This window comes from Undibacterium sp. JH2W (genome assembly GCF_049340425.1).
In the GTDB taxonomy this organism is placed as follows: Bacteria; Pseudomonadota; Gammaproteobacteria; order Burkholderiales; family Burkholderiaceae_D; genus Undibacterium.
Genome location: NZ_JBMPOT010000011.1, coordinates 58,335 through 80,602 on the forward strand (window position 1 = coordinate 58,335; position 22,268 = coordinate 80,602).

At 51.6% G+C, this 22,268-nt stretch carries 20 protein-coding genes; 14 read left to right on the forward strand and 6 right to left on the reverse strand.

All coding sequences use genetic code 11. The features are described from left to right. The first annotated feature begins 160 nt into the window (after positions 1-160). The 5 genes from ACO0LC_RS17610 to ACO0LC_RS17630 all read left to right on the forward strand — a co-directional run bounded on the left by ACO0LC_RS17610 (position 161) and on the right by ACO0LC_RS17630 (position 4,737). Positions 161-1,678: an ATP-binding protein gene (locus ACO0LC_RS17610; protein WP_423005396.1), complete on the forward strand. Its 1,518-nt coding sequence runs from the start codon at positions 161-163 to the stop codon at positions 1,676-1,678. A gap of 8 nt (positions 1,679-1,686) precedes the next feature. Next, entirely contained in the window at positions 1,687-2,382 is a 696-nt protein-coding gene (locus ACO0LC_RS17615) for a response regulator (RefSeq protein ID WP_423005398.1), read from the forward strand. A gap of 98 nt (positions 2,383-2,480) precedes the next feature. After that, positions 2,481-3,872, forward strand: coding sequence for an ABC transporter substrate-binding protein (locus tag ACO0LC_RS17620; RefSeq protein ID WP_423005400.1), 1,392 nt, complete (start codon positions 2,481-2,483; stop codon positions 3,870-3,872). A 62-nt stretch (positions 3,873-3,934) separates the two neighbouring features. Continuing rightward, positions 3,935-4,330, forward strand: coding sequence for a MerR family transcriptional regulator (locus tag ACO0LC_RS17625; protein WP_423005402.1), 396 nt, complete (start codon positions 3,935-3,937; stop codon positions 4,328-4,330). 2 nt (positions 4,331-4,332) lie between these two features. Continuing rightward, a complete protein-coding gene (locus tag ACO0LC_RS17630; RefSeq protein ID WP_423005404.1) occupies positions 4,333-4,737 on the forward strand; it encodes a carboxymuconolactone decarboxylase family protein in 405 nt (134 codons plus the stop codon). On the opposite strand, the gene ACO0LC_RS17635 is transcribed toward ACO0LC_RS17630, so the two are convergent. Next, positions 4,734-5,192 (reverse strand): Lrp/AsnC family transcriptional regulator, encoded by a 459-nt coding sequence (locus ACO0LC_RS17635; protein WP_423005406.1) that lies wholly within the window; start codon positions 5,190-5,192, stop codon positions 4,734-4,736. The genes ACO0LC_RS17630 and ACO0LC_RS17635 overlap by 4 nt on opposite strands. 79 nt (positions 5,193-5,271) lie before the next feature. Beyond that, positions 5,272-5,844: a DUF3455 domain-containing protein gene (locus ACO0LC_RS17640; RefSeq protein WP_423005408.1), complete on the reverse strand. Its 573-nt coding sequence runs from the start codon at positions 5,842-5,844 to the stop codon at positions 5,272-5,274. Between the two features lie 361 nt (positions 5,845-6,205). Here ACO0LC_RS17640 and rlmF point away from each other — a divergent pair, with 361 nt between their 5' ends. Together rlmF and ACO0LC_RS17650 are read left to right on the forward strand one after the other, a co-directional pair. Further along, the gene (rlmF, locus tag ACO0LC_RS17645; protein WP_423005410.1) at positions 6,206-7,198 is read left to right on the forward strand and encodes a 23S rRNA (adenine(1618)-N(6))-methyltransferase RlmF; all 993 of its coding nucleotides are present in this window, start codon (positions 6,206-6,208) and stop codon (positions 7,196-7,198) included. Between the two features lie 170 nt (positions 7,199-7,368). Beyond that, positions 7,369-8,613, forward strand: coding sequence for a nitronate monooxygenase (locus ACO0LC_RS17650; protein WP_423005412.1), 1,245 nt, complete (start codon positions 7,369-7,371; stop codon positions 8,611-8,613). Positions 8,614-8,684: 71 nt separating this feature from the next. Here the strand turns inward: ACO0LC_RS17650 and ACO0LC_RS17655 are convergent, their stop codons facing one another. Further along, positions 8,685-9,209, reverse strand: coding sequence for a YHS domain-containing (seleno)protein (locus ACO0LC_RS17655; protein ID WP_423005414.1), 525 nt, complete (start codon positions 9,207-9,209; stop codon positions 8,685-8,687). A gap of 371 nt (positions 9,210-9,580) precedes the next feature. On the opposite strand from ACO0LC_RS17655, the gene ACO0LC_RS17660 reads away from it, so the two are divergent. After that, the gene (locus tag ACO0LC_RS17660) at positions 9,581-11,017 is read left to right on the forward strand and encodes a trypsin-like peptidase domain-containing protein (RefSeq protein WP_423005416.1); all 1,437 of its coding nucleotides are present in this window, start codon (positions 9,581-9,583) and stop codon (positions 11,015-11,017) included. An 11-nt stretch (positions 11,018-11,028) separates the two neighbouring features. Here the strand turns inward: ACO0LC_RS17660 and ACO0LC_RS17665 are convergent, their stop codons facing one another. Both ACO0LC_RS17665 and ACO0LC_RS17670 read right to left on the reverse strand, forming a co-directional pair. Next, positions 11,029-12,039, reverse strand: coding sequence for a DUF2804 domain-containing protein (locus tag ACO0LC_RS17665; RefSeq protein WP_423005418.1), 1,011 nt, complete (start codon positions 12,037-12,039; stop codon positions 11,029-11,031). 60 nt (positions 12,040-12,099) lie between these two features. Next, a complete protein-coding gene (locus ACO0LC_RS17670; protein WP_423005420.1) occupies positions 12,100-12,678 on the reverse strand; it encodes a hypothetical protein in 579 nt (192 codons plus the stop codon). Positions 12,679-12,892: 214 nt separating this feature from the next. On the opposite strand from ACO0LC_RS17670, the gene ACO0LC_RS17675 reads away from it, so the two are divergent. The 6 genes from ACO0LC_RS17675 (at position 12,893) to ACO0LC_RS17700 (ending at position 20,295) form a co-directional block, all read left to right on the forward strand. Beyond that, positions 12,893-14,194 (forward strand): TolB family protein, encoded by a 1,302-nt coding sequence (locus tag ACO0LC_RS17675; protein ID WP_423005422.1) that lies wholly within the window; start codon positions 12,893-12,895, stop codon positions 14,192-14,194. A gap of 83 nt (positions 14,195-14,277) precedes the next feature. Further along, positions 14,278-15,042, forward strand: coding sequence for a FadR/GntR family transcriptional regulator (locus tag ACO0LC_RS17680; protein ID WP_423005424.1), 765 nt, complete (start codon positions 14,278-14,280; stop codon positions 15,040-15,042). 362 nt (positions 15,043-15,404) lie between these two features. Continuing rightward, a complete protein-coding gene (kdgD, locus tag ACO0LC_RS17685) occupies positions 15,405-16,316 on the forward strand; it encodes a 5-dehydro-4-deoxyglucarate dehydratase (RefSeq protein WP_423005426.1) in 912 nt (303 codons plus the stop codon). A 24-nt stretch (positions 16,317-16,340) separates the two neighbouring features. Continuing rightward, on the forward strand, positions 16,341-17,918 hold the full coding sequence (locus tag ACO0LC_RS17690) for an aldehyde dehydrogenase (NADP(+)) (RefSeq protein WP_423005428.1): 1,578 nt from the start codon (positions 16,341-16,343) through the stop codon (positions 17,916-17,918). 102 nt (positions 17,919-18,020) lie between these two features. Then, complete coding sequence (locus ACO0LC_RS17695) at positions 18,021-19,391, forward strand: MFS transporter (protein WP_423005430.1); 1,371 nt, start codon at positions 18,021-18,023, stop codon at positions 19,389-19,391. A gap of 1 nt (position 19,392) precedes the next feature. Beyond that, entirely contained in the window at positions 19,393-20,295 is a 903-nt protein-coding gene (locus tag ACO0LC_RS17700) for an SMP-30/gluconolactonase/LRE family protein (protein WP_423005432.1), read from the forward strand. Between the two features lie 73 nt (positions 20,296-20,368). Here ACO0LC_RS17700 and ACO0LC_RS17705 read toward each other — a convergent pair whose 3' ends face one another. Continuing rightward, complete coding sequence (locus ACO0LC_RS17705; RefSeq protein WP_423005434.1) at positions 20,369-22,237, reverse strand: glycoside hydrolase family 28 protein; 1,869 nt, start codon at positions 22,235-22,237, stop codon at positions 20,369-20,371. Positions 22,238-22,268: the final 31 nt, after the last annotated feature.

The window sequence follows — 22,268 nt, forward strand, 5'->3', positions numbered from 1 at the left end:
AAAAATGAAGAATCAGGATTTTTTTGAATTCAACTAAAAAGGAATGGCAGAAAAATAATTGCAGGCAGACCATCGTGTTTACTTCACGATTCCTCCATAATTGGCTGGCACTATGGCAAATTATTACTATTATTATTTTTCGCTGGAGCCCTGAAAAAGTATGCGCCTGACCATCGCCCGCAAGCTTGCCCTGGCTATTACTGCCATCGTCATCATCAGCATAGGCACGCTGGCCTGGGTTACCAGTCAGAACCTGAAAAGTGGCTTTATTGCTTATCTGAGCGATCTGGAAAGGCAAGACCTGGTCAGGCTCAGCAAATTGCTGGCAGAAGATTATCGTCAAAACGGCAATTTTGACCGTTTCCAGGCAAACCGCCGTCCCATGCGTGACTTGCTGGACCAGATACGCAATCAACCACGTCCTGAAAATGAAGATGCGCCTGCACCACCGCCGCGCAGACGGCAACGTGAAGCCGGGGCTGGCGATAGGGGGGATCATGAAGATCAACGCCCACCTCCGCCACCTCCTCGTGCACAAGACCGACCACCACGCGATGCTCCGCCTGAACAAAGGCCACCTATAGATCCCATGGGCTTTGGCCAAAGGTTGTCACTGATAGACAAGCATGGCACGGCACTGATAGGCCCGGGTGATGCGCCAAGTGGCAGCATACAGGCCATCATGCTGGATAATGAAAGGATAGGTACTATCCGCCTGGCCCCCTTACGGCAAATTTCAAATGCCAGTGCTGTCGATTTTGTCAGCGTACAGGTACGCCATACCCTGTGGCTGGCACTGGCCCTGATCCTGGTTGCCCTGGTGTTTTCACTCTGGCTGGCCAGGCATTTATTGCGTCCCTTGAAATCCTTGCACCAGGTCACGGCAAAAATCTCCAAGGGGCAGCTCGATGCCAGGGCAGAAATCATCAGCCAGGATGAACTCGGTGACTTGGCGCGTGACATCAATAGCATGGCGCAAAACCTGGAAAGAAATGAAACACAAAGAAGCAAGATGCTGGCCGATATCTCGCATGAATTGCGCACACCGCTGACCGTCATCCAGGGTGAGATAGAAGCTTTGATAGATGGCGTGCGCCATATCACACCGGCAGCATTGGAATCCCTGCATGCAGAAGTGCGCCACCTGAATAAACTGGTCGACGACATACGCCAGTTGACACTGGCCGATAGCGGTGATTTGCATTATCAATTTGTCGCCATGGATTTGCGCCCCTTGCTGGCAGACCTCTTGCAACGCTTTGCCTTGCGCATAGAGCAAGCTGGTTTGCACCTGGAAAGTCAGCTAGGTGATATGCCCGCCTGGATCAAGGCCGACGGTGGGCGTCTTACCCAGGTTCTGGGTAATTTACTGGAAAACTGTATACGCTATACCGATAGCGGCGGCCGGATTGTATGCAGCCTGCAGCGTAATGGCGCGCTGCTGGAGCTGAGCCTGGAAGACAGTGCCCCCGGTGTCGCCGACGGCAAACATGCCTTGCTGTTTGATCGACTGTACCGCGCCGACAACGCCCGCAGCCGCGCCAGTGGTGGCAGTGGCCTGGGCCTGTCCATCTGTAAAGTCATTGTGGAAGCCCATGGTGGACGTATCAGCGCAACAGCCTCACAATTGGGTGGCGTAAAAATACTTATACAATTACCCAATATTAAAACTCCTTAGGATCAGGCATGGATACTACTGCCCGTATCTTCATCGTTGAAGATGATGTGAAGATTGCTGCCTTGCTCAAGGATTATTTGCTGGCAGCCTCTTACCAGGTCAGTCATGAAATCAATGGCAGACTGGCCCTGGAACAAATACGGCAATCGCCGCCTGAGCTGATCTTGCTGGACCTGATGTTGCCTGAGCTAGACGGTATCAGCATCTGCAGGGAGGTGCGCAAGTTCAGCCAGGTTCCCATCATCATGCTGACCGCCAGGGTAGAAGAAGTCGACAGATTGCTGGGCCTGGAAACCGGGGCAGATGACTATGTCTGCAAACCCTTCAGCCCGCGTGAAGTGGTGGCGAGAGTCAAGGTGCATTTGCGCCGCAGCATGACTGCTCATGATAAGTCGCCAGCAATGGCACCATCACGCTTCACCATAGACAAACAGCAATTGCGCATACTGGTGGATGCCCAACCCCTGAATTTGACGCCGGTGGAATATCGCTTGCTGGCAGAATTCGTCAACCACCCCGAGCGGGTATATTCACGCCAGCAATTGCTGGACTTTGCCCATGAAGACCAGCGCGACATCAATGACAGGACGGTTGATACCCATATCAAGAACATACGCAAAAAAATACAGAGCAAACTACCTGACAATGAATGCCTGCATTCCGTATATGGCGTAGGCTATCGCTTTGAGCTGCCACATGGATAGCCAAATTTGCTGTGCGGCGGCTTTTTTTCATGAATTTGGCCGTTTGCCTGCATGAATGAAAATGGAAAATAGAGTTTTGACGAATTCCCTTTTCAATGATGATGCAGATCGCCACCTTAAAACATCTTTTCCATCCAGACCCGCTCAAGACCGGCTCGGTATGTCACCCGCTCAGCTCACTGCTTTACCAGACCTTGTTACGCATCAATCGCTCAGGCGACATCCCTGTTGCTGATCTGGCCAGCAGCTGGACACATTCTGATGATTATCGACTCTGGTCATTTGCTCTCACCCCCGCCCGCTTTGCAGATGGTCAGACAGTCAAGGCCAGCCATGCGGTACGCAGCCTGGCACGCCATGTCTGGCCTGCATCAACATCCATCTTTGCTGAAATCTCGCGTGAATTGATACTCGGGGCTGCTGCCTGTGCTGAAGGCGAGATACCGGCTGGCCTGTATGCCGATGATGAACAAAGCCGCCTGTTCATACAATTGCAGCAGCCCTATTGCTCCTTGCTGGAAATTCTCGCCCACCCTGCCATGGGTATTTGCCTGCAGACAGCTGAAGATGACATCATGGGTTCCGGCCCCATGCAGGCCAGCTCTGCAAGTCAGACAGAAATACGCTTGCATCGCAATCCGCACTATGCAGGCCCGCGTCAACTGCCCGAGAATATCTGCATACAAATCCATGATGAATTTGATGCGGTAGCACTGGCCTTGCAGTCAGGCACGGCGCATGCAGCCCTGCTGGAACGTCATCATCAATTAAAACTGGATAACATGCAGGGCATGCACAGCACACCTCTACGTGACCGCTGGTCCGGCATGCTGATTTTGAATGCAGCAGGAGTGTTCAAGCAGCTGAATATGCGCAGGGATTTTCATGCGCTATTGCAGCAGCAAGCCAGGAAAAAACTGGGGGCGCTTTATCATACTGATTTTATTCCTGCGGACATCTTGACCATTCCCTCAAGAGCGGTGTGTGAGATCAGTCTGGCAGTATTCCAGCAGCGCTGGAGCAAGCATTTTTCTGGCACTGCCGTGCGCATCATCTATGCCGCCGGGCGCGGGCCATTAAGTACTGCCCTGGATTGCGCCATAGAATTGTTGCAGACTTGCGGCATACACTGCGAATTAATACGCACGAAGAATACAGCACAAGTCTATGCATGTGTGGCCAGCGGTGAATTTGACATGGTGGTGCGCGGCTGGATGCAAGATTATGACGACGCTGATCAATACTTTGGCGTCTATGAAAAACAAGCACCGCAAGCACTAGCCCGTGCCGCCTACCGGCGTTTTTATGATGCAGTTACCACTGCCCGCTGCCTGGACCAGCCCCACACCAGGTCTGCCGCTTATGCCCAGGCATTGCAGGCATTGCATGAGGAATATCTTTGCATTACCGTATGTCGCGATCACCACAGGATATTTCATCATCGCGACCTGGTTCTGCAAGAACTCTGCCGCGATCCCTTCGATTTATGAGTGAGATATTATTTTTCCTGTATGCTTGACTTAGAGTGCACTCTAACTTCTAAGATCATACCGTGACCAAACAATTCATTTCCATCAGCGAGCTGGCGGCCCTGACAGGTTTGTCTGCCCATACCCTGCGTTTTTATGAAAAAGCGGGGGTATTGCAGGCAGCAAACCGGTCAGACAACGGCCACAGACGTTATAACTCCCAGGATGTATTGGGGCTGACGTTTGTACTGCGCTTGAAGCAGACTGGCATGCCCCTGGCTGAGATACGCGAGTATGCGCAGCTCAGGGCGCAGGGGGAAATGAGTTTGCAAGAACGGTTGACGATGTTGAAGCTCCATCGCCAGCGTCTGGCCACCACTATCTCTGAGCTTGTGGCAAATGCCAGCGCACTGGATGACAAGATCCAGATTTATCAAAAGATGATAAGTAATAAGCCTGGCAAGAAAAAGAAAGTCTGATCATGAATCAAAGCAGCAATCTATCAAGCAATGAACGTTACCAACGCGGCTGGGCAAAACTCAAGGAAATCGATGGCGAGGCAGGTGAAAAAGTAGTGGAAGCCCTGGCTGATATAGCCCCTGACTTTGCCCGCTACCTGATAGAGTTTCCTTTCGGGGACATCTATTCGCGCCCGCAACTGGATTTGAAATCGCGTGAAATCGCGGTTGTGGCGGCATTGACTGCATTGGGCAATGCCACGCCCCAGTTGAAGGTTCATCTACAAGCTGCTTTGAATGTCGGTTGCACGCGCGAGGAAATCACTGAAGTCATCATGCAGATGGCGGTGTATGCTGGCTTTCCGGCAGCTTTGAACGGCTTGTTTGCGGCAAAAGAAGTGTTTGCTATGCTGGATAATCCCGCTTAAATCGGCAGGCAATAACTTTGCTTGACAGTATCCATGACGACCGTGGTACGGAACTTGAGGATATTCTCATTGACAAAGAGTACCGCGCGGGTGAAGCGCTCATAGGCAGCCATGTCTGTGGTTTGTACGATGAGCATGAAATCAAATTCACCCGCAAGGTAAAAGCACTGCTGTACTTCTGCCAGAGCTTGCATATTTTGCTTGAAACTGTCGATGACATCGCCCAGGCCTTGCTTGAAAGCGACCTCGACCATGACAGTCAGGGGATAACCAACAGCTTGCGGGGCCACGATCGCCACCTCGGCCCTGATCACCCCTTCTTCCCGCAGTTTGCGTATGCGTCTTTGCACGGCTGTGGCAGACAAGCCTATGTCAGCCCCTATCAACTCGGCTGAATGGCGGCTATTCTTTTGCAGATAGCGCAAGATGGCGAGATCAAAACCGTCCAGTATCATTGCAATATGAGTTCATAGAGGGAGAGCTATTATGAACTCATATTAATACTTAATCATACTTAATAATACCTAAGGGCAATTAATTTGCCTTATAGAAATTATAAAGTGCTTTATATGGGGTGCGTGTTTCTGCACCCAGCTGGAAATCCGAGCAGCCTGTCAGTGGTGCTTTACCGCCTACTGTGACCACGCGCTGTATGCTGGTGATCTTGGAGAAGGTACCCGAGCCAGTATTGGATTTGGCTTTCAGTAATAACCAGGGAATGGCATTGCTGTCAGGGCTGTCGCTTTTGGAGACGACCTCGCCGACTACCTTGCTGCCATCATTGCCTTCCCAGGTCGGGCCCGCATAGTGCTTACCCAGTTTGAGATTGCTGCTGTCATGGCTGGCATATAACTCGGCTTCTGGCGCCCGGAATACCCATTCAAATTTCTTGGCTGCGTCTTTATTGGCCTTGCAGTCATAAATCTGTACCCCTGTTGCCGCCATCTGGAAGGCCAATACTTCGCCAGCAGGTGCCTGCAGATTGGCAGGGACCGTGACTTGCTGTGCTACTGGAGTTGCCGGAGCACTATGATTGACAGGTGCAGTTGAGCAAGCTGACAACAAGGAAACAGCAGCCAGACTGCCGACAAGAGCGATATTCTTCATTTATTAAACCTTTCAATTAGATGTACGAGGTGCATCAAGCACCGCAGACGCATGGCTGATCTGTCCTGGCTCACTCTCGAATGGGACGTCGCATGATGAGCTTATTACCTGCTGCAGGTTGCGAATTTGAGTGACCAGATTCTAGCAATGGCGTTTCCAGATAAATAAAACACTTACGGAATTTTACATCCTTAGCAAGGATATGCTGGCCCCTACTAAAGTATAGCCAGCGTCTGTTCAAGCATAAGTTGCACCAGGTCAATATTCTTGATGCGACTGAGTACAGCTCATCTCCCCTTCATGGGACAATATCAAACATCTAGCCCAAATGCGGGTCTTGCAAAATAATGGACAGGCTTTCATGAACAACAAGAACAAGAGCGATAAAAGAAATCAGCTTATCAACCAGTTGCATCCACGCAATCGCCATCAAGGGCGTTATGACTTGCCCGCCCTGATCCAGGCTGTGCCTGGGCTGAAGCAATACATGGTGAATAATCCGGATGGTCTGCCCACCATCGATTTTGCCGACCCACAGGCAGTCAAATTGCTGAATCAGGCTTTGTTGCAAACCAGCTATGGCGTGCGTGACTGGGATATTCCAGCCGGCAATCTCTGCCCACCAGTGCCCGGCAGGGCAGACTATCTGCATTATCTGGCAGACTTGCTGGCGAACAGTAATCAGGACCGTGCGCCCAAAGGCAGGCAGGTATTTGCCCTTGATCTTGGTACAGGTGCCAGTTGTATCTACCCTTTGCTGGGTGTCAGCGACTATGGCTGGTCATTTTGTGCCAGCGACATCAATGCGGCATCCCTGGCAAATGCACAGGGCATACTTGATCGTAATCCCGGCCTGGGCACGCAAATACAACTGCGTCATCAGCCTGATCCGCAATCGCTGTTCAAAGGCATAGTCGCCGATGATGAATGGTTTGATATCAGCCTGTGTAATCCACCTTTTCATGGCTCTGCGGAGGAAGCGCGGTCGGGTAGTCTGCGCAAATGGGAGAACCTGAAAAAAACCAGCAATGCAGCGTCTACTGAGCCTGTCCTGAATTTTAGTGGCCAGGATGCCGAACTATGGTGTGCAGGCGGGGAATTGGCGTTTATCAAGAAAATGATTGTCGAAAGCGCCAGCATACCCACAAAAATTCTATGGTTTTCCAGCCTGGTCTCAAAGTCAGCCAATTTACCGGCGATCCATGCAGCATTGAAGCAGGTCAAGGTCTGTGATCAGAAAACTATTATCATGAGCCAGGGCAATAAAGAGAGCCGCTTGGTCGCCTGGACTTTCCTGAATGCAAGTCAACAAGCAGCTTGGGCCAAATTACGTTGGTTAAATAGCAAGAAATGAAACCTGCAAGCAGGTATTTACCTGCTGTACAGAATATAATCTTAACTGTAGGGGCTGGCCCTGGCTTACAATCTCGTTCGTCTTCGGGCTTGTCAGCCAGGATATGCAATATGTAACGATAGTATGTGCGTCGCGTGATTTACTTTTGAGCAAATGTGTCAAGGATAACAATGAAACGTGTAGATGATTTCCGCCTGAAGCTGGGCAAAGATGAGCTGGTTCCTATCATGATCGGTGGCATGGGCGTCGATATTTCCACTGCTGAACTGGCTCTGGTTGCTGCACGTCTCGGCGGTATTGGCCATATTTCTGATGCCATGGTACAGGATGTCTCTGATCGTCGATTTGACACCAGCTTCGTCAAGGAAAAGACCAAATTCTACAAATACAATATTAACAACTCCGACAAGACTGACATCAAGTTCAATCTGGAGCAACTGGCCGAAGCTACCCGCCTGCATATAGGCAAGACCATGGAAGCCAAGCAGGGCTCGGGCATGATCTTTGTCAATTGCATGGAAAAACTGACCATGAACGGCCCGCGCGAAACCCTCAAGGTACGCCTGGAATCTTCACTCGATGCTGGTATTGATGGCATCACCATGAGTGCTGGCCTGCATCTGGGTTCCTTTGGCCTGATCGCTGAGCACCCACGCTTTCGCGATGCCAAGCTGGGCATCATCGTCTCTTCAGTACGTGCGCTGCAATTATTTCTACGCAAGAATTCCCGCCTGAACCGCTTGCCTGACTATGTCATCGTAGAAGGCCCGCTGGCTGGTGGCCATCTGGGTTTTGGGATGGATTGGGCTGAATATGATCTGCAAACCATCATCACTGAAATCTCTCAGTATCTGAAAACAGAAAACCTGGATATCCCGTTAATTGCAGCGGGTGGCATTTTCACCGGCAGCGACGCCGTATCTTTCATGGAAAACGGTGCGGCCGGGGTGCAGGTAGCAACACGCTTCACGGTCACCAATGAATGCGGTTTGCCTGCCAGCGTCAAGCAGGAATATTTCAAGGCCAGTGAAAACGATATCGAAGTCAATAATATCTCGCCTACCGGCTACCCCATGCGCATGCTGAAGAACACGCCAGCGATAGGCGATGGCATACGCCCTGGTTGCGAATCCTATGGTTACCTGCTGGATGGTAACGGTAATTGCGCTTACATCACTTCTTATAACCGAGAGGTAGCGGCCAATCCGGATGCCAAGAAAGTCTCAGTCATGGACAAGACTTGCCTGTGCACGCATATGCGCAACTTCAATTGCTGGACTTGTGGGCAAATGACTTACCGCTTGAAAGATACGACCCGCAAATTGCCGGATGGTACGTATGAATTGCTGAGCGCAGAACATGTGTTCCGCGATTATCAATTCAGCGTTGATCACCAGATTGCCCTGCCAGTTTAAATCACTGACCTGAATAAAAAAACGCCGCTTTAGCCTTTCAGCAAAGCGGCGTTTTTCATGTGCACAAGCAATCAGAGTTCAGATGGCTTTTTGTTGGCGATGGTTTTCCAGTTGGTTTTTGCAAGATCGATATTGCCAGGAATATCTTTGGACCAGATCGCGCGTATTTTGGTATCGAGGTTGAAATACAGTTTGTTGTCGACGATGTCGTAGACATCCGGGTCAGCAACAAATTTCTTGCCTATCGATGCACCGTAAGCGCAGTAGCCACCAAAGGCTGGCAGGTATTTCTCTGGATTCGCCAGGAAAGTTTTTTTGTTTTCTTCGCTGGTGAACAGGTAGTCAACACCATCGATAGTCGCCACATGATGGCCAGTGCCGTGAGCTGGTTTTTCGCTAGTGAAAAAAGTCGTCAAGTCATAACCACGTGCGCCGATGACGCTATTGGCAACAGTGTCAGCGGCACTGATGCCGGGTACTACGGCCAGGCTCAGAGCAGCCGCAGCCGACAAGACGAGGAATTTGAATTTGCTGACTAATGTGCTCACTGTACTGGTGAGTGAATTGCCAGCCTGGCTAATGAATGCGCGTGTCATGATGAGTTTCCTTTCAGGGTTTATGAGGACTTACATTTCGCTTTGAAGGCTTGGTGCGAACGAAGAGAAGTTTATGGCTATTCGTCAAAAGAAAGAATAGTCATAATATTGAATTCATTATTCCAATAATTGAAATAATTAATGCCTTAGCTGGCTCTGTTTTGCTCTGCTAGCCCAAACCTGGATGTGCCTGCCATGAGACACTCGCTGCGCGCACGCAATTTCGATGATGCAAGCTCATGCAAAATAAAAAGACGAGCAACCCAGCCAATACACAGCTTTTCTTCTGAACGTCACGTCTTCAGTTACAATCCCCAGAAAAACGCTGGTTCCTGCGAGGAATAAAAGCGGCTCTTAATTCTGGACATGTAATGAAACAAACTCTCTACGACATACTCACGGTTCGGGCGGATGCGACGACGGAACAAATACGCGTGGCTTATCAGGATGCCATGGCTGGGCTGGAAAGCGTGGAACAGCACGACCCAAATAAAAAAGTCCTGGTGCGTGAAGCGTATGAGTTGCTGTCTCATCCACAAAAGCGTGCCAGCTATGATGCTCACCTGGCCAGACGAGAAACCGTGCAGGCACAAGCCACCAGCGATCAGACCAGGAGACCCGCTGCCCCGGCAAAACCAAGGAATTTATTTGTTCCTTTGGTCTTGCTGGCCTTATTACTGGCAGCGGCTGGCTTGTGGTGGTCCATGAAACAAAAAATGGAACGCAACAAGCAGGCAGAAATACCTGTCTATAGTGAAGTGACACCTGCTGGGCCAGCCAAGCTGCCGCCCGCGCCTTTGGCAAATACACCTGCTCCAGTGACGGCCCCTGTAGCTGCAGCCCCAACGCCAGAACCAACCACCAGCAATGTTGATGCAGGCAAATCTGCGGAAGAAATATATGCCCTGCGCTCACCCAGTATTGCCCTGATTTCTGTGTACGGACCTACTGGTGCGCAAGTCGCGTTGGGGAGTGGTGTGGTGATTGCCCCTGAGGTCGTGATAACGAATTGCCATGTGACGCGCGCCGGAGTGCAATACAAGGCCAAGATAGGCAAGGATGTGCTGGCAGCCACGGTCACCATGGCAGACGAAGAATTTGATTTATGTCGTCTCAGCGTACCAGGCTCAACAGCACCCGCCGTAGCCCTGGGGAGTACTGACAGTCTGCGCATAGGTCAAAAAGTGTTCGCGATAGGCGCGCCATTGGGCCTGGACCTGACGATCAGTGATGGCATCGTTTCCGCTTTGCGCCCCCTGCCTGCGGGCAAGGTCATACAAACTACCGCACCAATTTCACATGGTTCCAGCGGCGGTGGTTTGTTTGATGCTGCGGGCAAACTGGTAGGCATCAATACTTTCAACGTCCAGGACGGGCAGGCGCAAAACCTGAACTTTGCCGTTCCTGTAGACTGGATCAGCACCATGTCATCACGCCGGGGTAGCAATCAAAGTGTGGGCGCAATGACCATAAACAGCATAGTAAGAAACAGGGACGGTAATAAGGACAGTAACCGGGACAGTAATGCACAAGCCTCAACAGCCCAGCAAGCGGCCACAAAAATCCTTGGCCTCTGGAATTGTTATGGCGTCCTGACTGGCTATAGCATGGAAGTCCTGTTTGACAAGGACAGCAAAATGAGTGGCACCATAAACGGCAAGAAGTTTACTGGCAATTATCTTTTTGACGGCAAATCCCTGTCATTAAGTATGGGCAATTCAGTTTCTGGCGTCGTCGAAGAATTCACTGGTAATAAACTGGTGGTCAATGGTGGCAAGGCTGACCGTCTGGTATGCAACCGCCGTTAAAGCACCCTTGCTCACCATTTGGAAAAATGATCTTCAGTCACACCCACCAGCTTCTCTATTTGTCGCCTGGGCTCATCCAGACAGGCTCTGACCCAGCCGCTGAACAGACCTATGGGTTGCAGGTAGCGGCTGCTGGCGATAAGCAGGTTTTTATTTTCTGCACGAAAACCTTCAGGCTGGAAATGCAAATCCAGTAAGCCATCATCGGTAAAAATATGCCAGTCAGCCATGGCCTGGCTGGCATCGAAGTCAAATTGAGCAGCGCCCAGGCTGATGAGCTTGCCATCCAGCCACAGGGCATTTTCATGCTGACCAAAATAACCTGCCTGCAAATTGAAGCCCACATCCATACCATGCGCCGAAGCCCAGCGCCAACTGGTTTCGCGTGCCAGGAAACCATTGCTATGGTCATAACTGCCTATACCTGCTTGCAAGCTGAAGCTGCGACCACCTACGATCACCTCCCCTGCCAGCGGCATGCCTGGTGACTTGACAGTCGCGTGCACGGTGCCGCCCTGCACTTCGCCTATGGCCAATAAGGAAGGCGCAGCCTGGCTGGCATCCAGCAAGGCATCGATACTGAAAGAACCGCATTGCAGTTGCAACTGGAACTGCCCACTGTGGGGCAAATGCTGGAAAAGGATTTTGTTACTCAGGAACTGGAATTGCGCCGCAGCCCCGGCTGCTGGCTGCTGCTTCAGTTTTGCTGTCAGACCAGGCAAGCCATCCTGGGAATAACTGGCGATGAGTTTGCCTTCCTGCCGGTCAAACACATAGGCAAAGGCGGTATTGGTCCAGCCCACGTCAACGATGGCAATGCCGCAAAATATCTCTGCTGTTGCCAGTGCCACATAATGCCAGTGCTTGTGGTGCAAAGTTTGCCACAGCTTGCCGCGCTGATAAGGCAGGGCCAGGCTGGCCCAGTCTATGACATCGGGGGCACCGGCATATTTGCCAAATCTGGGTAGCCCTTCAGGGTTCAGGACGTGTGTGGGGGCAGGTGGCAGAAAATTGGCTGGCATGGTGTCTTCATATTTATTGTATGTCAGCGATTCTGCCGCAACTTGCCTAGAGCGTCTATTTCAAAGCGCACTCAGGTTTTGGCGACGTATCGCCGGTATGCTGAGCAACTTCAACAAAGCATAGCCCCATAACAACAAGCCCATTCCCAGGCAGCCATAGGGGTCAGACGGGCCACCAGACAGCAAGAATGGATAAGTGATGGCGAACAGGCTGATCAGCAGGCCCAGCCACAAATGGCCCGGCACCTTAAACAGTCTTGCCAATGGCAGGAAATGCAAGCCTATGATCAGCATCGCGACCGGCATGACCCATGCTGCATGCCCCAGATTGATCAGCACATTCGAGGATATCAGTATCAGCAACCATTGCCCGCCATTCACGATATGAAACCAGCGCGCTGCCTGCCTGGTGGCAGGACTGTCTTCATCAGCAAACCTCAGGTACTGGCGATTGCGCAAACAAGCCAGGGAAAACAGGGCAAGGCCACCCAGGGCGATAAGCAAGTACACCATCCAACTCCCCTGCAAGGATCGCTGGTTCCACAATGCCAGCCAGGCAGAACCAAAGACGGAAAAAATCATCGCCCCCTTGGCACGGGCGGAATAAGATGACAATGCCACAGTATTAAGATCAGACATGATGAACACTCCCTGGTTGTATGCAGCCAGTGTGAATGAAATGCGCTCATCGCATCAGAGCAGAGTGTCAGGACTTGCAGGTGACAAATGTCATTAGTCTTGTTTTACATCCTGAAACAGCGCAAATGGCGTGCACGCAGTGACTTGCATGCATAATGTCGTTTTGCGTGATTACTTCTGTCCGAGTGGGCAGATCATTCAGGAGATATTCGCTGTGCATCTACTCATTATCATCGTCGCCTTGCTAGGTATTGCCTATGTGCTCAACCAGCTTGTGCAGAAAGACAAGTCAGGAGCAACTGGTACGACACTACCAAACTCAGCCGACGATCCGGCCCAGCAAAGCAAGCTTGACCATGCGGCACCAGGCACGGCCGTGGCTTTTATTTCAGAAGGCAAATTGTTTTATCGCGCAGCCCATGGTGAAGTCAAACAATTGCATAGTCCTTACGTGCAAGAGATGCTGGATAAAATGGAAAGACACCAGGAGAAGAATGCCTGGAAACAAGGTACCAGCTTTGGCATCTCGGCATCCGGAGCCATGCGCCGCTTTGATGGCGAGGCTGCGCAAATCAATACGACTGCCATGCAGTTTGATGAGCAGGGTCGCATCCTGTATTTTTTGCAGGATGCAGGTATGGGTGGCTTGTTTTCTTATGAACTGGAAACTGGCGTAGAGAAACGCATCCTGCACAGGCAAAACCTGGCACTGACAGACATGCAACTGGACAAGGCAACTGGCCGCTTGCTGGCATCTGCCTCGAACAAAACCGGTATCGCCAATTTAGTCATGCTGGATCGCGAGGGCGACAATTATCGCGAATTGACTGGCGGTGATACACTCGATACCAGCCCCTGCTGGATACCCGATGCCGAGAAACAGATACTCTACCAATCCACAGGCATAGCCCGTAATCAAAGCGGCATCACACTGGCCCACGGCAATGCCAGCATACAGATGCTGGATATGAAAAATGGTTCGGTGACGCCGGTGCTGGATGATCCCGTCTTTGATTACCTGCATCCACGCGTATGCCCGCAAGGCAATTTGCATTTCATACGCAGGCCTTATGAGATACCAAAGTATGAAACCCGCAATGCCCTGATAGATGCGCTACTCTTCCCTTTCCGTTTATTGCGTGCAGTGTTTCATTACCTGAATTTTTTCTCCTTGATGTATAGCCGCAAACCTTTGACCAGTGCGTCCGGGCCTGCCATGAATGCCGACCTCAAGGAAATCATTTTGAAAGGCAAGCGCATTGATGCTGAAAAGGCCTTGCAAAAAGAAAACATGATCAATGGCGTGCCTTCCCTGGTGCCCGCATCCTGGCAATTGATCAGCCGCAATCGTCAGGGTCTTGAAACTGTATTGGCCACCAATGTGGTCGCCTATGACATGCGCAATGATGGCAGTATTATTTATTCGAATGGCCGTGGTGTATTTTTATTGGGTACCGGCAGATTATCCAGCCTGATCCTGAAGAGTGATCTGGTGGCTGATGTGATTGCCCAATAAGATCATAAAAGTCATAGGTTATCATACATCTATAAGCTCACTTGGGGTAAAATCTCCCCATACCTCAAGCAAGCAGCCGCCACATGGACACTCCAGACTACGCCAACACCCTCCCCGCCAAAAGACGGCACAAAAGCCTGTCCCAGGAGGTAGTCGAAAGTATTAGCAATAATATCAAGAGTGGGGTATTGAAGCCGGGTGACAAGCTGCCTACTGAATCCGCCATCATGGCTTTGTATGATGTCAGCCGTACCGTGGTGCGGGAAGCCATTTCACATCTGCAAGCCGCCGGGCTGGTGCAAACCCGCCATGGCATAGGTACTTTCATATTGGAACCCAGCCAGGCCACGACTGGCATGCTGCGCGAAGCCATAGTCACCGTCAGGGATGTGCTGGATATACTGGAACTCAGGATCAGTCTGGAAACCGAGGCAGCCTGGCTGGCCGCAGCCCGTCGCACAGAAGAACAGGCGGCAGCCCTGGGCAAGGTGCTGGAAGAGATACTCAGCAATAAAACCGAAGAAAATGCCTCGGTGAATGCCGATGTACGCTTCCACCTGCTCATCGCGCAAGCCACCGGCAACCGTTATTTTGTCGATATTCTCAGCAATCTGGGCACCACCATCATCCCGCGCGCCAGACTTAAATCTGCCATGCTGGCCCTGGATGGCAGCAGCAATGCCAGTAGCAATTACCTGGATAGAGTCAATCGCGAGCATGAAGACATCTATCTCGCCATCTTGCGCAAAGACCAGGAAGCCGCCAGGGCAGCCATGCGTACCCACCTCAGCAATAGCCGAGAGAGATTGCGCCAGGCACAGCAACGCATAGAAGCAACACCGGATTAGCATCCGCCTGCCCATCTCAGGTTGATGCAAAGCTGCTCGTAGTACAGAGTGCGACCTGGTTAAATTAGCAGGCTGCACCTATCACCTCCCCCTCATGGTCAGAAATTCCAGGAGATGCTGGGCATGGCACAGCCTGCGAAATACAGACCTGACAAAAGCCGGGCTGTAGCCTAGCCAGGACCAGTGTCAAACCTCTTGCGCTAGCACAACACGCTCACATTTTTAAAAAGTCTGCTTGCGATCTCTTATTTTAAGTTGTACGATGACGTATGACTTAATTAAGCAATGACTCAAACACTCACTTTTTAAAAACTATAGAACCTGGTCCAGACGCCATCCAGGTTGCCATTTCCGGAGCCCCCATGCATCCTCAAGAACTGAAACAAATCCTGTCCTCTGGCTTACTGTCTTTCCCTCTGACTGACTTTGACGCGGCTGGCGACTTCAATGCCAAGACTTATGCAGAGCGTCTTGAATGGCTGGCCCCCTACGGTGCCAGTGCCTTGTTTGCGGCAGGTGGCACGGGTGAATTCTTCTCGCTGACTGGGAGTGAATATGCCGACATCATCAAGACTGCGGTAGACACTTGCCGTGGCAAAGTACCTATCCTGGCCGGTGCAGGTGGCCCTACCCGCCAGGCGATTGCCTATGCACAGGAAGCAGAACGCCTGGGAGCACACGGCATTTTGCTGCTGCCACATTACCTGACCGAAGCCAGCCAGGATGGCCTGATCCGCCATGTAGAAGAAGTCTGCGCTTCCGTTAAATTTGGCGTGGTTGTGTATAACCGTGGCAATTGCCGCCTGACCGCTGACTCCCTGGAAAAACTGGCAGCGCGTTGCCCCAACCTGATCGGCTTCAAGGATGGCATAGGCGATATCGAATTGATGGTATCGATCTGGCGCCGTATGGGTGATCGTTTCAGTTACCTCGGTGGCTTGCCTACTGCAGAAGTTTATGCAGCGGCTTACAAGGCACTGGGCACACCGGTGTATTCTTCTGCCGTATTCAACTTCATGCCCAAACTGGCGATGGATTTTTACCATGCCATTGCAGCGGACGATCATGCCACGTCGAATCGCCTGCTGGACCAGTTCTTCCTGCCTTACCTGGAAATCCGTAACCGCAAAGCCGGTTATGCAGTGAGTATCGTCAAAGCAGGCGCGCGTCTGGTTGGCCATAGTGCAGGCCCGGTACGCGCACCACTGACCGACCTGACAGAGGAGGAAGATGCCATGCTGCATAAACTCATCCTGGCACAAGGCCCGCAATAAATTCAAAAGCAAAGGGAGCACAGTATGCAAATCACCGGGCAAATGCTGATCGGTAAAAAAGCGGTTTTTGGTTTGGCAGGTAATGTCAAAGCCATAGACCCATCCACCAATCAGGAAATCGAGCCTGTCTTTGGCTACGCCACGAAAGATGAAGTTGAGCAAGCCTGCCTGCTGGCTGAACAGGCGTTTGACAGCTACCGCAACACCAGCCTGGAGCAAAGGGCGCGCTTTCTGGAAAACATAGCCACAGGCATCATGGATCTGGGCCCGGCATTGTTAGAACGTGCAGCACAAGAAACCGGCTTGCCCATCGCCCGCCTGGAAGGTGAACGTGGCCGTACCGTCAATCAATTGCGCCTGTTTGCCAAGGTGGTACGTGATGGACACTGGCTGGACGCAACCATAGATAGTGCCTTGCCAGAACGCGCAGCACCACGCCCGGATTTACGCTTACAAAAAATTGCCCTGGGCCCAGTTGCCGTGTTTGGCGCCAGTAATTTCCCGCTGGCGTTTTCAGTAGCGGGTGGCGATACCGCATCTGCCCTGGCTGCTGGCTGTCCTGTCATCGTCAAGGCACACAATGCGCATCTTGGCACAGCAGAGCTGGTGGGGCGTGTCATACAAAGAGCAGTGGCTGATTGTGCCTTGCATGAAGGCGTGTTCTCCATGCTGGTAGGCGCTGGCAGTCAGGTTGGCCAGCAACTGGTGGCTCACCCTGGCATCAAGGCAGTGGGCTTCACGGGTTCACGCTCCGGCGGTCTGGCTCTGGTGAAAACTGCCAGCCAGCGTAAAGAGCCTATTCCGGTGTATGCAGAGATGAGCAGCATCAATCCGGTCTTCTTGCTGGATCATGCTCTGGCCGAACAAACTACGACACTGGCGAAGAATTTTGTCGATTCCCTGGCATTGGGTGCGGGTCAGTTCTGCACCAACCCTGGGCTGGTGATTGCCATAGAAAGTGCAACAGCACGACAGTTCCTGCAAGATGCCGCCAGGGCATTGGAAGATAAACATGCCGCGACCATGCTGACACCTGGCATACACCAGGCCTATGTCAAAGGCACCACGCATCTGGCTGACATCGCGCAATTGCAACTTGTCGCCAAAGGCCAACAGGCCCAGTCCCCATGTGCAGCACAAGCGATGCTGTCTGTATGTTCGGGCACGACTTTCCTGAATACCCCAGCCTTGCAGGAAGAAATTTTCGGACCTTCTTCCATTGCTATCCTGTGCAAGGATTTTGATGAAGTGGTCGCCGTCGCCTCATATCTCGAAGGGCAATTGACAGCAACCGTACATGCCGTCGCTGAAGATCATACCCAGGCCAGAAAGCTGTTGCCCGTACTCGAAAGAAAAGCCGGACGCATCTTGTTCAATGGCTTTCCTACCGGTGTGGAAGTGGCGCATGCCATGGTGCATGGCGGACCTTTCCCGGCAACCTCGGATAGCCGCAGCACTTCAGTTGGCGCTGCTGCGATTGAGCGCTTCTTGCGCCCGGTTTGCTATCAAGGCTTCCCGGCGAATTTATTGCCAACGGCGCTGCAAGATAGCAATCCCCTGCAACTTGCACGTATGATGGATGGGAAATTGACGCTCGCCTAGCATGAAACTGAACAGCCCTGGCTGTTGAATGATAAGCAATGCACCAAGCACACGAAGATGTGCAGGCATGCCAATAATAATGAATAAAATGGAGACGCTCGCATGAGCCAGCAAAGCATAGGAAAATACCGGTGGACCATATGTGCCCTGCTATTTTTTGCCACTACCGTTAACTACCTAGACAGGCAGGTACTCAGTCTATTGTCACCAGACCTGTCCAAAGAATTTGGCTGGACCAATACCGACTATGCCAATATCACGGCGGCCTTTCAGTTTGTGTATGCCATTTCCATGCTGCTGGCTGGTCGCTTCATCGATAAGATAGGTACCAAGAAAGCTTATCTGATCGCGATTGCAGTATGGTCGATAGGTGCAGTCATGCATGCTTATTCCATCATGCTGGGTGAGGGCATGGTGAATGCCCTGACAGCGCTGGGCATCGCAGCAATTCCAGTCTCAGTCGCAGGTTTCATGATTTCGCGTGCAGTACTGGCGATAGGTGAGGCTGGCAACTTCCCGGCGGCGATCAAGGCCACGGCAGAATATTTTCCCAAACATGAACGTTCTTTCGCCACTGGCATTTTTAACTCCGGTGCCAACATCGGCGCGATCCTGGCACCTTTGACTGTGCCGCTGATTGCGGAACTGTGGGGTTGGCAGGCAGCCTTCATCATCATCGGTGCGATAGGTTTTATCTGGATGATATTCTGGCAGCTATTCTATGACAAACCTGAGCAGCAAAAATACCTGTCGGCAGCTGAGCTCGCTTACATCAACAATGGTGATGCGCAAGCAACAGAGGCAAGTGCTCCTAGTGATGTAGGTAAAAAAGTATCCTGGTTCAAACTGCTGTCTTATAAACAAACCTGGGCCTTTGTCATCGGCAAATTCATGACTGACGGTGTGTGGTGGTTCTTCCTGTTCTGGCTGCCAAAGTATCTGGAAGCACAGTACAAGATGCAAAAAACAGAAATCGTCTTGCCACTGGCAGTCTTGTACAGCATGACCATGATAGGCAGTATAGGCGGCGGTTATTTCCCCAGTTATTTCATGCGCCGTGGCGACAGTGCTTACAATGGCCGCATGAAAGCCATGCTGGTGATTGCCCTGTTTCCTCTGGTGGTCTTGCTGGCACAACCATTTGGTCATCTCGGCTTTTGGGTACCGGTATTACTGATCGGTATAGGCACTTCTGCCCACCAGGCCTGGTCTGCCAATATCTTCACTACCGTCTCTGATATGTTCCCGAAAAAATCGGTAGCATCCATCGTCGGCATCGGTGGCATGGCGGGTGGTATCGGTGGCGTACTTGTTTCCAAAACGGGCGGCTGGCTGTTTGACTATTATGGCCAACTGGGTCATATACAAACTGGCTACACCATCATGTTTACTTTCTGCGCGGTAGCCTACCTGCTGGCATGGGCGATGATGAAGACCCTGGTGCCGACCCATAAAGAAATTACTGACTTGTAACATGACTGAATTTTCTCATATAGAGTCGATACCAGCAGTCAACTGCATCGTCGGTGAAAGCCCTTTGTGGCATGCAGAACAGGCGGCCTGGTATTGGGTCGACATACCAGCAAAAACCATCTGGAAACTCGATGCCAGGAATGGTCAGTTGACATCCTGGCTGAGCACGGAAATGGTCGCCTGCATCGCCCTGAAACAGGATGGTGATTTTATCGCTGGCATGGAGAGCGGCATTTTCAACCTGCACCTGGGCGAAGGGCCGCGTGCCCTGCAAACCCGTTTGGCGGCGCCTGCAGAGCTGGCCGAACCCGGCAGCGGTATGCGCTTCAATGATGGGCGCTGCGACCGCCAGGGGCGTTTCTGGAGTGGCACCATGTTCATGGACATGGCTGCTGCAAAAGCGATCGGCAAGCTGTATCGTTATACTCAGGAGCAAGGTTTGTCGGCGCCTGTGGTCAGTCATCTGTTGACCCAAAATGGCCTGGCCTGGTCACCCGATGGCAAGACCATGTATTTGTCGGATTCTCATCCTGCCTGCCAGACTATCTGGGCATTTGATTACGATGTAGAAGCAGGCATGCCACATAAGCAGCGCGTCTTTGCCGACATGAAGCCCATGGCTGGCCGCCCTGATGGTGCCGCCATGGATATCGATGGCTGTTACTGGATATGTGGCAACGATGGTGCCTGTCTGCTGCGCTTCACGCCCGCTGGCAAGCTCGACAGGACAATAGCCCTGCCCATGAACAAACCCGCCATGTGCACTTTTGGAGGGCCGGACATGAGTACCTTACTGGTCAGTTCCATAGGTGCAGGCAAGGCAGAACATGATTTATGGGCAGGCAGCCTGGTGCTGGTCAGGCCGGGAGTAGCTGGTGCGGCAGAGACAAGATTTGCCGCTTAAGAGAGTGGCTGGATATCAGATTACGCGCAGTGGTACTTAGGCGCATAAGAGCTAGCCTCTTATGCGCATTTTTTTATACCGAGAGCTGGGAGTTATGCAGCTTGTCACCTATCTGCACATTCTTTAACTCCAGGCCCTTGACGTTGTACAGATACAGCGGGCTGGCAGCATTCACTGGCATACCAAACTGGCAATCGCTGATGCTCACATTGGTGACAGGGAAGATCATGGGATTCTTATCGCCGCCGTTATAGTCTGATGCGACAGGGCCGAGGATGACAATGGCCTGAAAACAGGAGAACTTGCCATTTTTTGTCGTGACATTACCCACTTTGACATCCGAGATATGCACGTTTGTCACCACTGGCGGCCTGGTCCTGACATTGTCACTGACAGGAGCATAATCGCAATCAAAAGTAATCACAGCGCCAGCAGCGGTCGCCACGGTCTTGGACTGAATCGGCGAGCCAGGCAGGGAGGTATAAAAAGACGGGCTGGTCTGTACACCATTCGGTATATTGATATTGCGTACAAAGAAATTTTTGAGGTAACCGCCGCGGTTCATATTCGTCTTCAGGCGTATCGCGGTGTTCAGTGGATTGCTGGCCCAGTTGATATTCTCGAACAAGAGATTTTGCGCATACACATTCTGTATGCCACCCGCCATTTCACTACCCAGTGTCACCGCGCCATGGCCACTTTGCATAGTGCAATTCTGGATGACGATATTTTGTGACGGTCCATACTGGGTATCCAGATTCTTGCCTGCCTTGATGGCGATACAATCATCGCCTGAATCAAAGGTGCAGGACTCGACCAGTACATGGTCGCAAGCCTCAGGGTCAAAGCCATCGCTGTTCGGGCCATGACTTTTCGCCAGGACATTGCGTATCACCACATTGCGGCAATGCACAGGGTGGTGTTGCCAGAATGGGGTATGGTTGACCTGGTAGCCTTGCATCAGCACATTCGTGCAACTGATGAACTGTATCATGGGTGGCCGCAGATTATGTCCCATGCCAAAGATACGCTTGCCCACGGGCACGCCCGCCTCAGACAAGGATGGCAGATAATTCGCATCTGCACGCCATTTATCGTTATCGCCCTGTATGCGCAGCCTCTGCTTTTCATCGAGTTGCGGTGCGATTTTTTCCAGGCTGGTCGCGTTCAAGTCATTCGCGGTATTTTCTGAACGCTTGCCTAGCTTGTAATTGGGCGTAGTATTTTGCCCCACAGAATTGATGGTTTTTTGCCTGCCCTTCCAGGTCCACCAGCAATCACCGTTATCATCAAAGGGTACGCCGCCCTGGCCGTCGAGTATACTGCTCCAGTCATCGCCAGTCAGGGCGATATTGTCCTGACCATAGGCATATACCATGGGTGAGAAATTCAGGCAGTCATTACTCTGCCAGCGCGATATGACCAGCTTGCCATTTGGTCCGCAATCGAAATTGCCATATCTGGCATAGTCTTGAGGATTATTGCTGAAATAGATGTGTGCGCCTTTTTGCAGATGTACATTCACATTCGACAGCAAGACAATGGGGCCTGCGCAATACCAGTTCCCGGCAGGGATGATCACACGGCCACCACCTGCTTCATTACAGGTCTTGATCGCCTGTGCAATCGCGGGATATATATCCTTGGCATTAGCGACAGGCGTAGATAAATTATCCTGCTCTTCAAAAGAGATCCAGGCTTTGACTTTTTTTAATTCACAAGTGACAGCGCCAAAGTCAGTGATGCGGTAATCAGCAGCGCGGAATTTCAAGGGCTTGGCAAGTCGATCGACGATGTCCTGGGCTTTTTGCCAGGGGTCTTCTATCATGGTCGCGGCAAACGCACGGCTTACGGGTAAACTGCTGCCTGCAGCCAGAGATATGGTCTTGATAAAGTTGCGGCGCGTCGTCTGGTTTGCCAATATACTTTTTTCGTGTTTCATCTTGTCTCTCTTGTGCTGTTACCAGTTACCG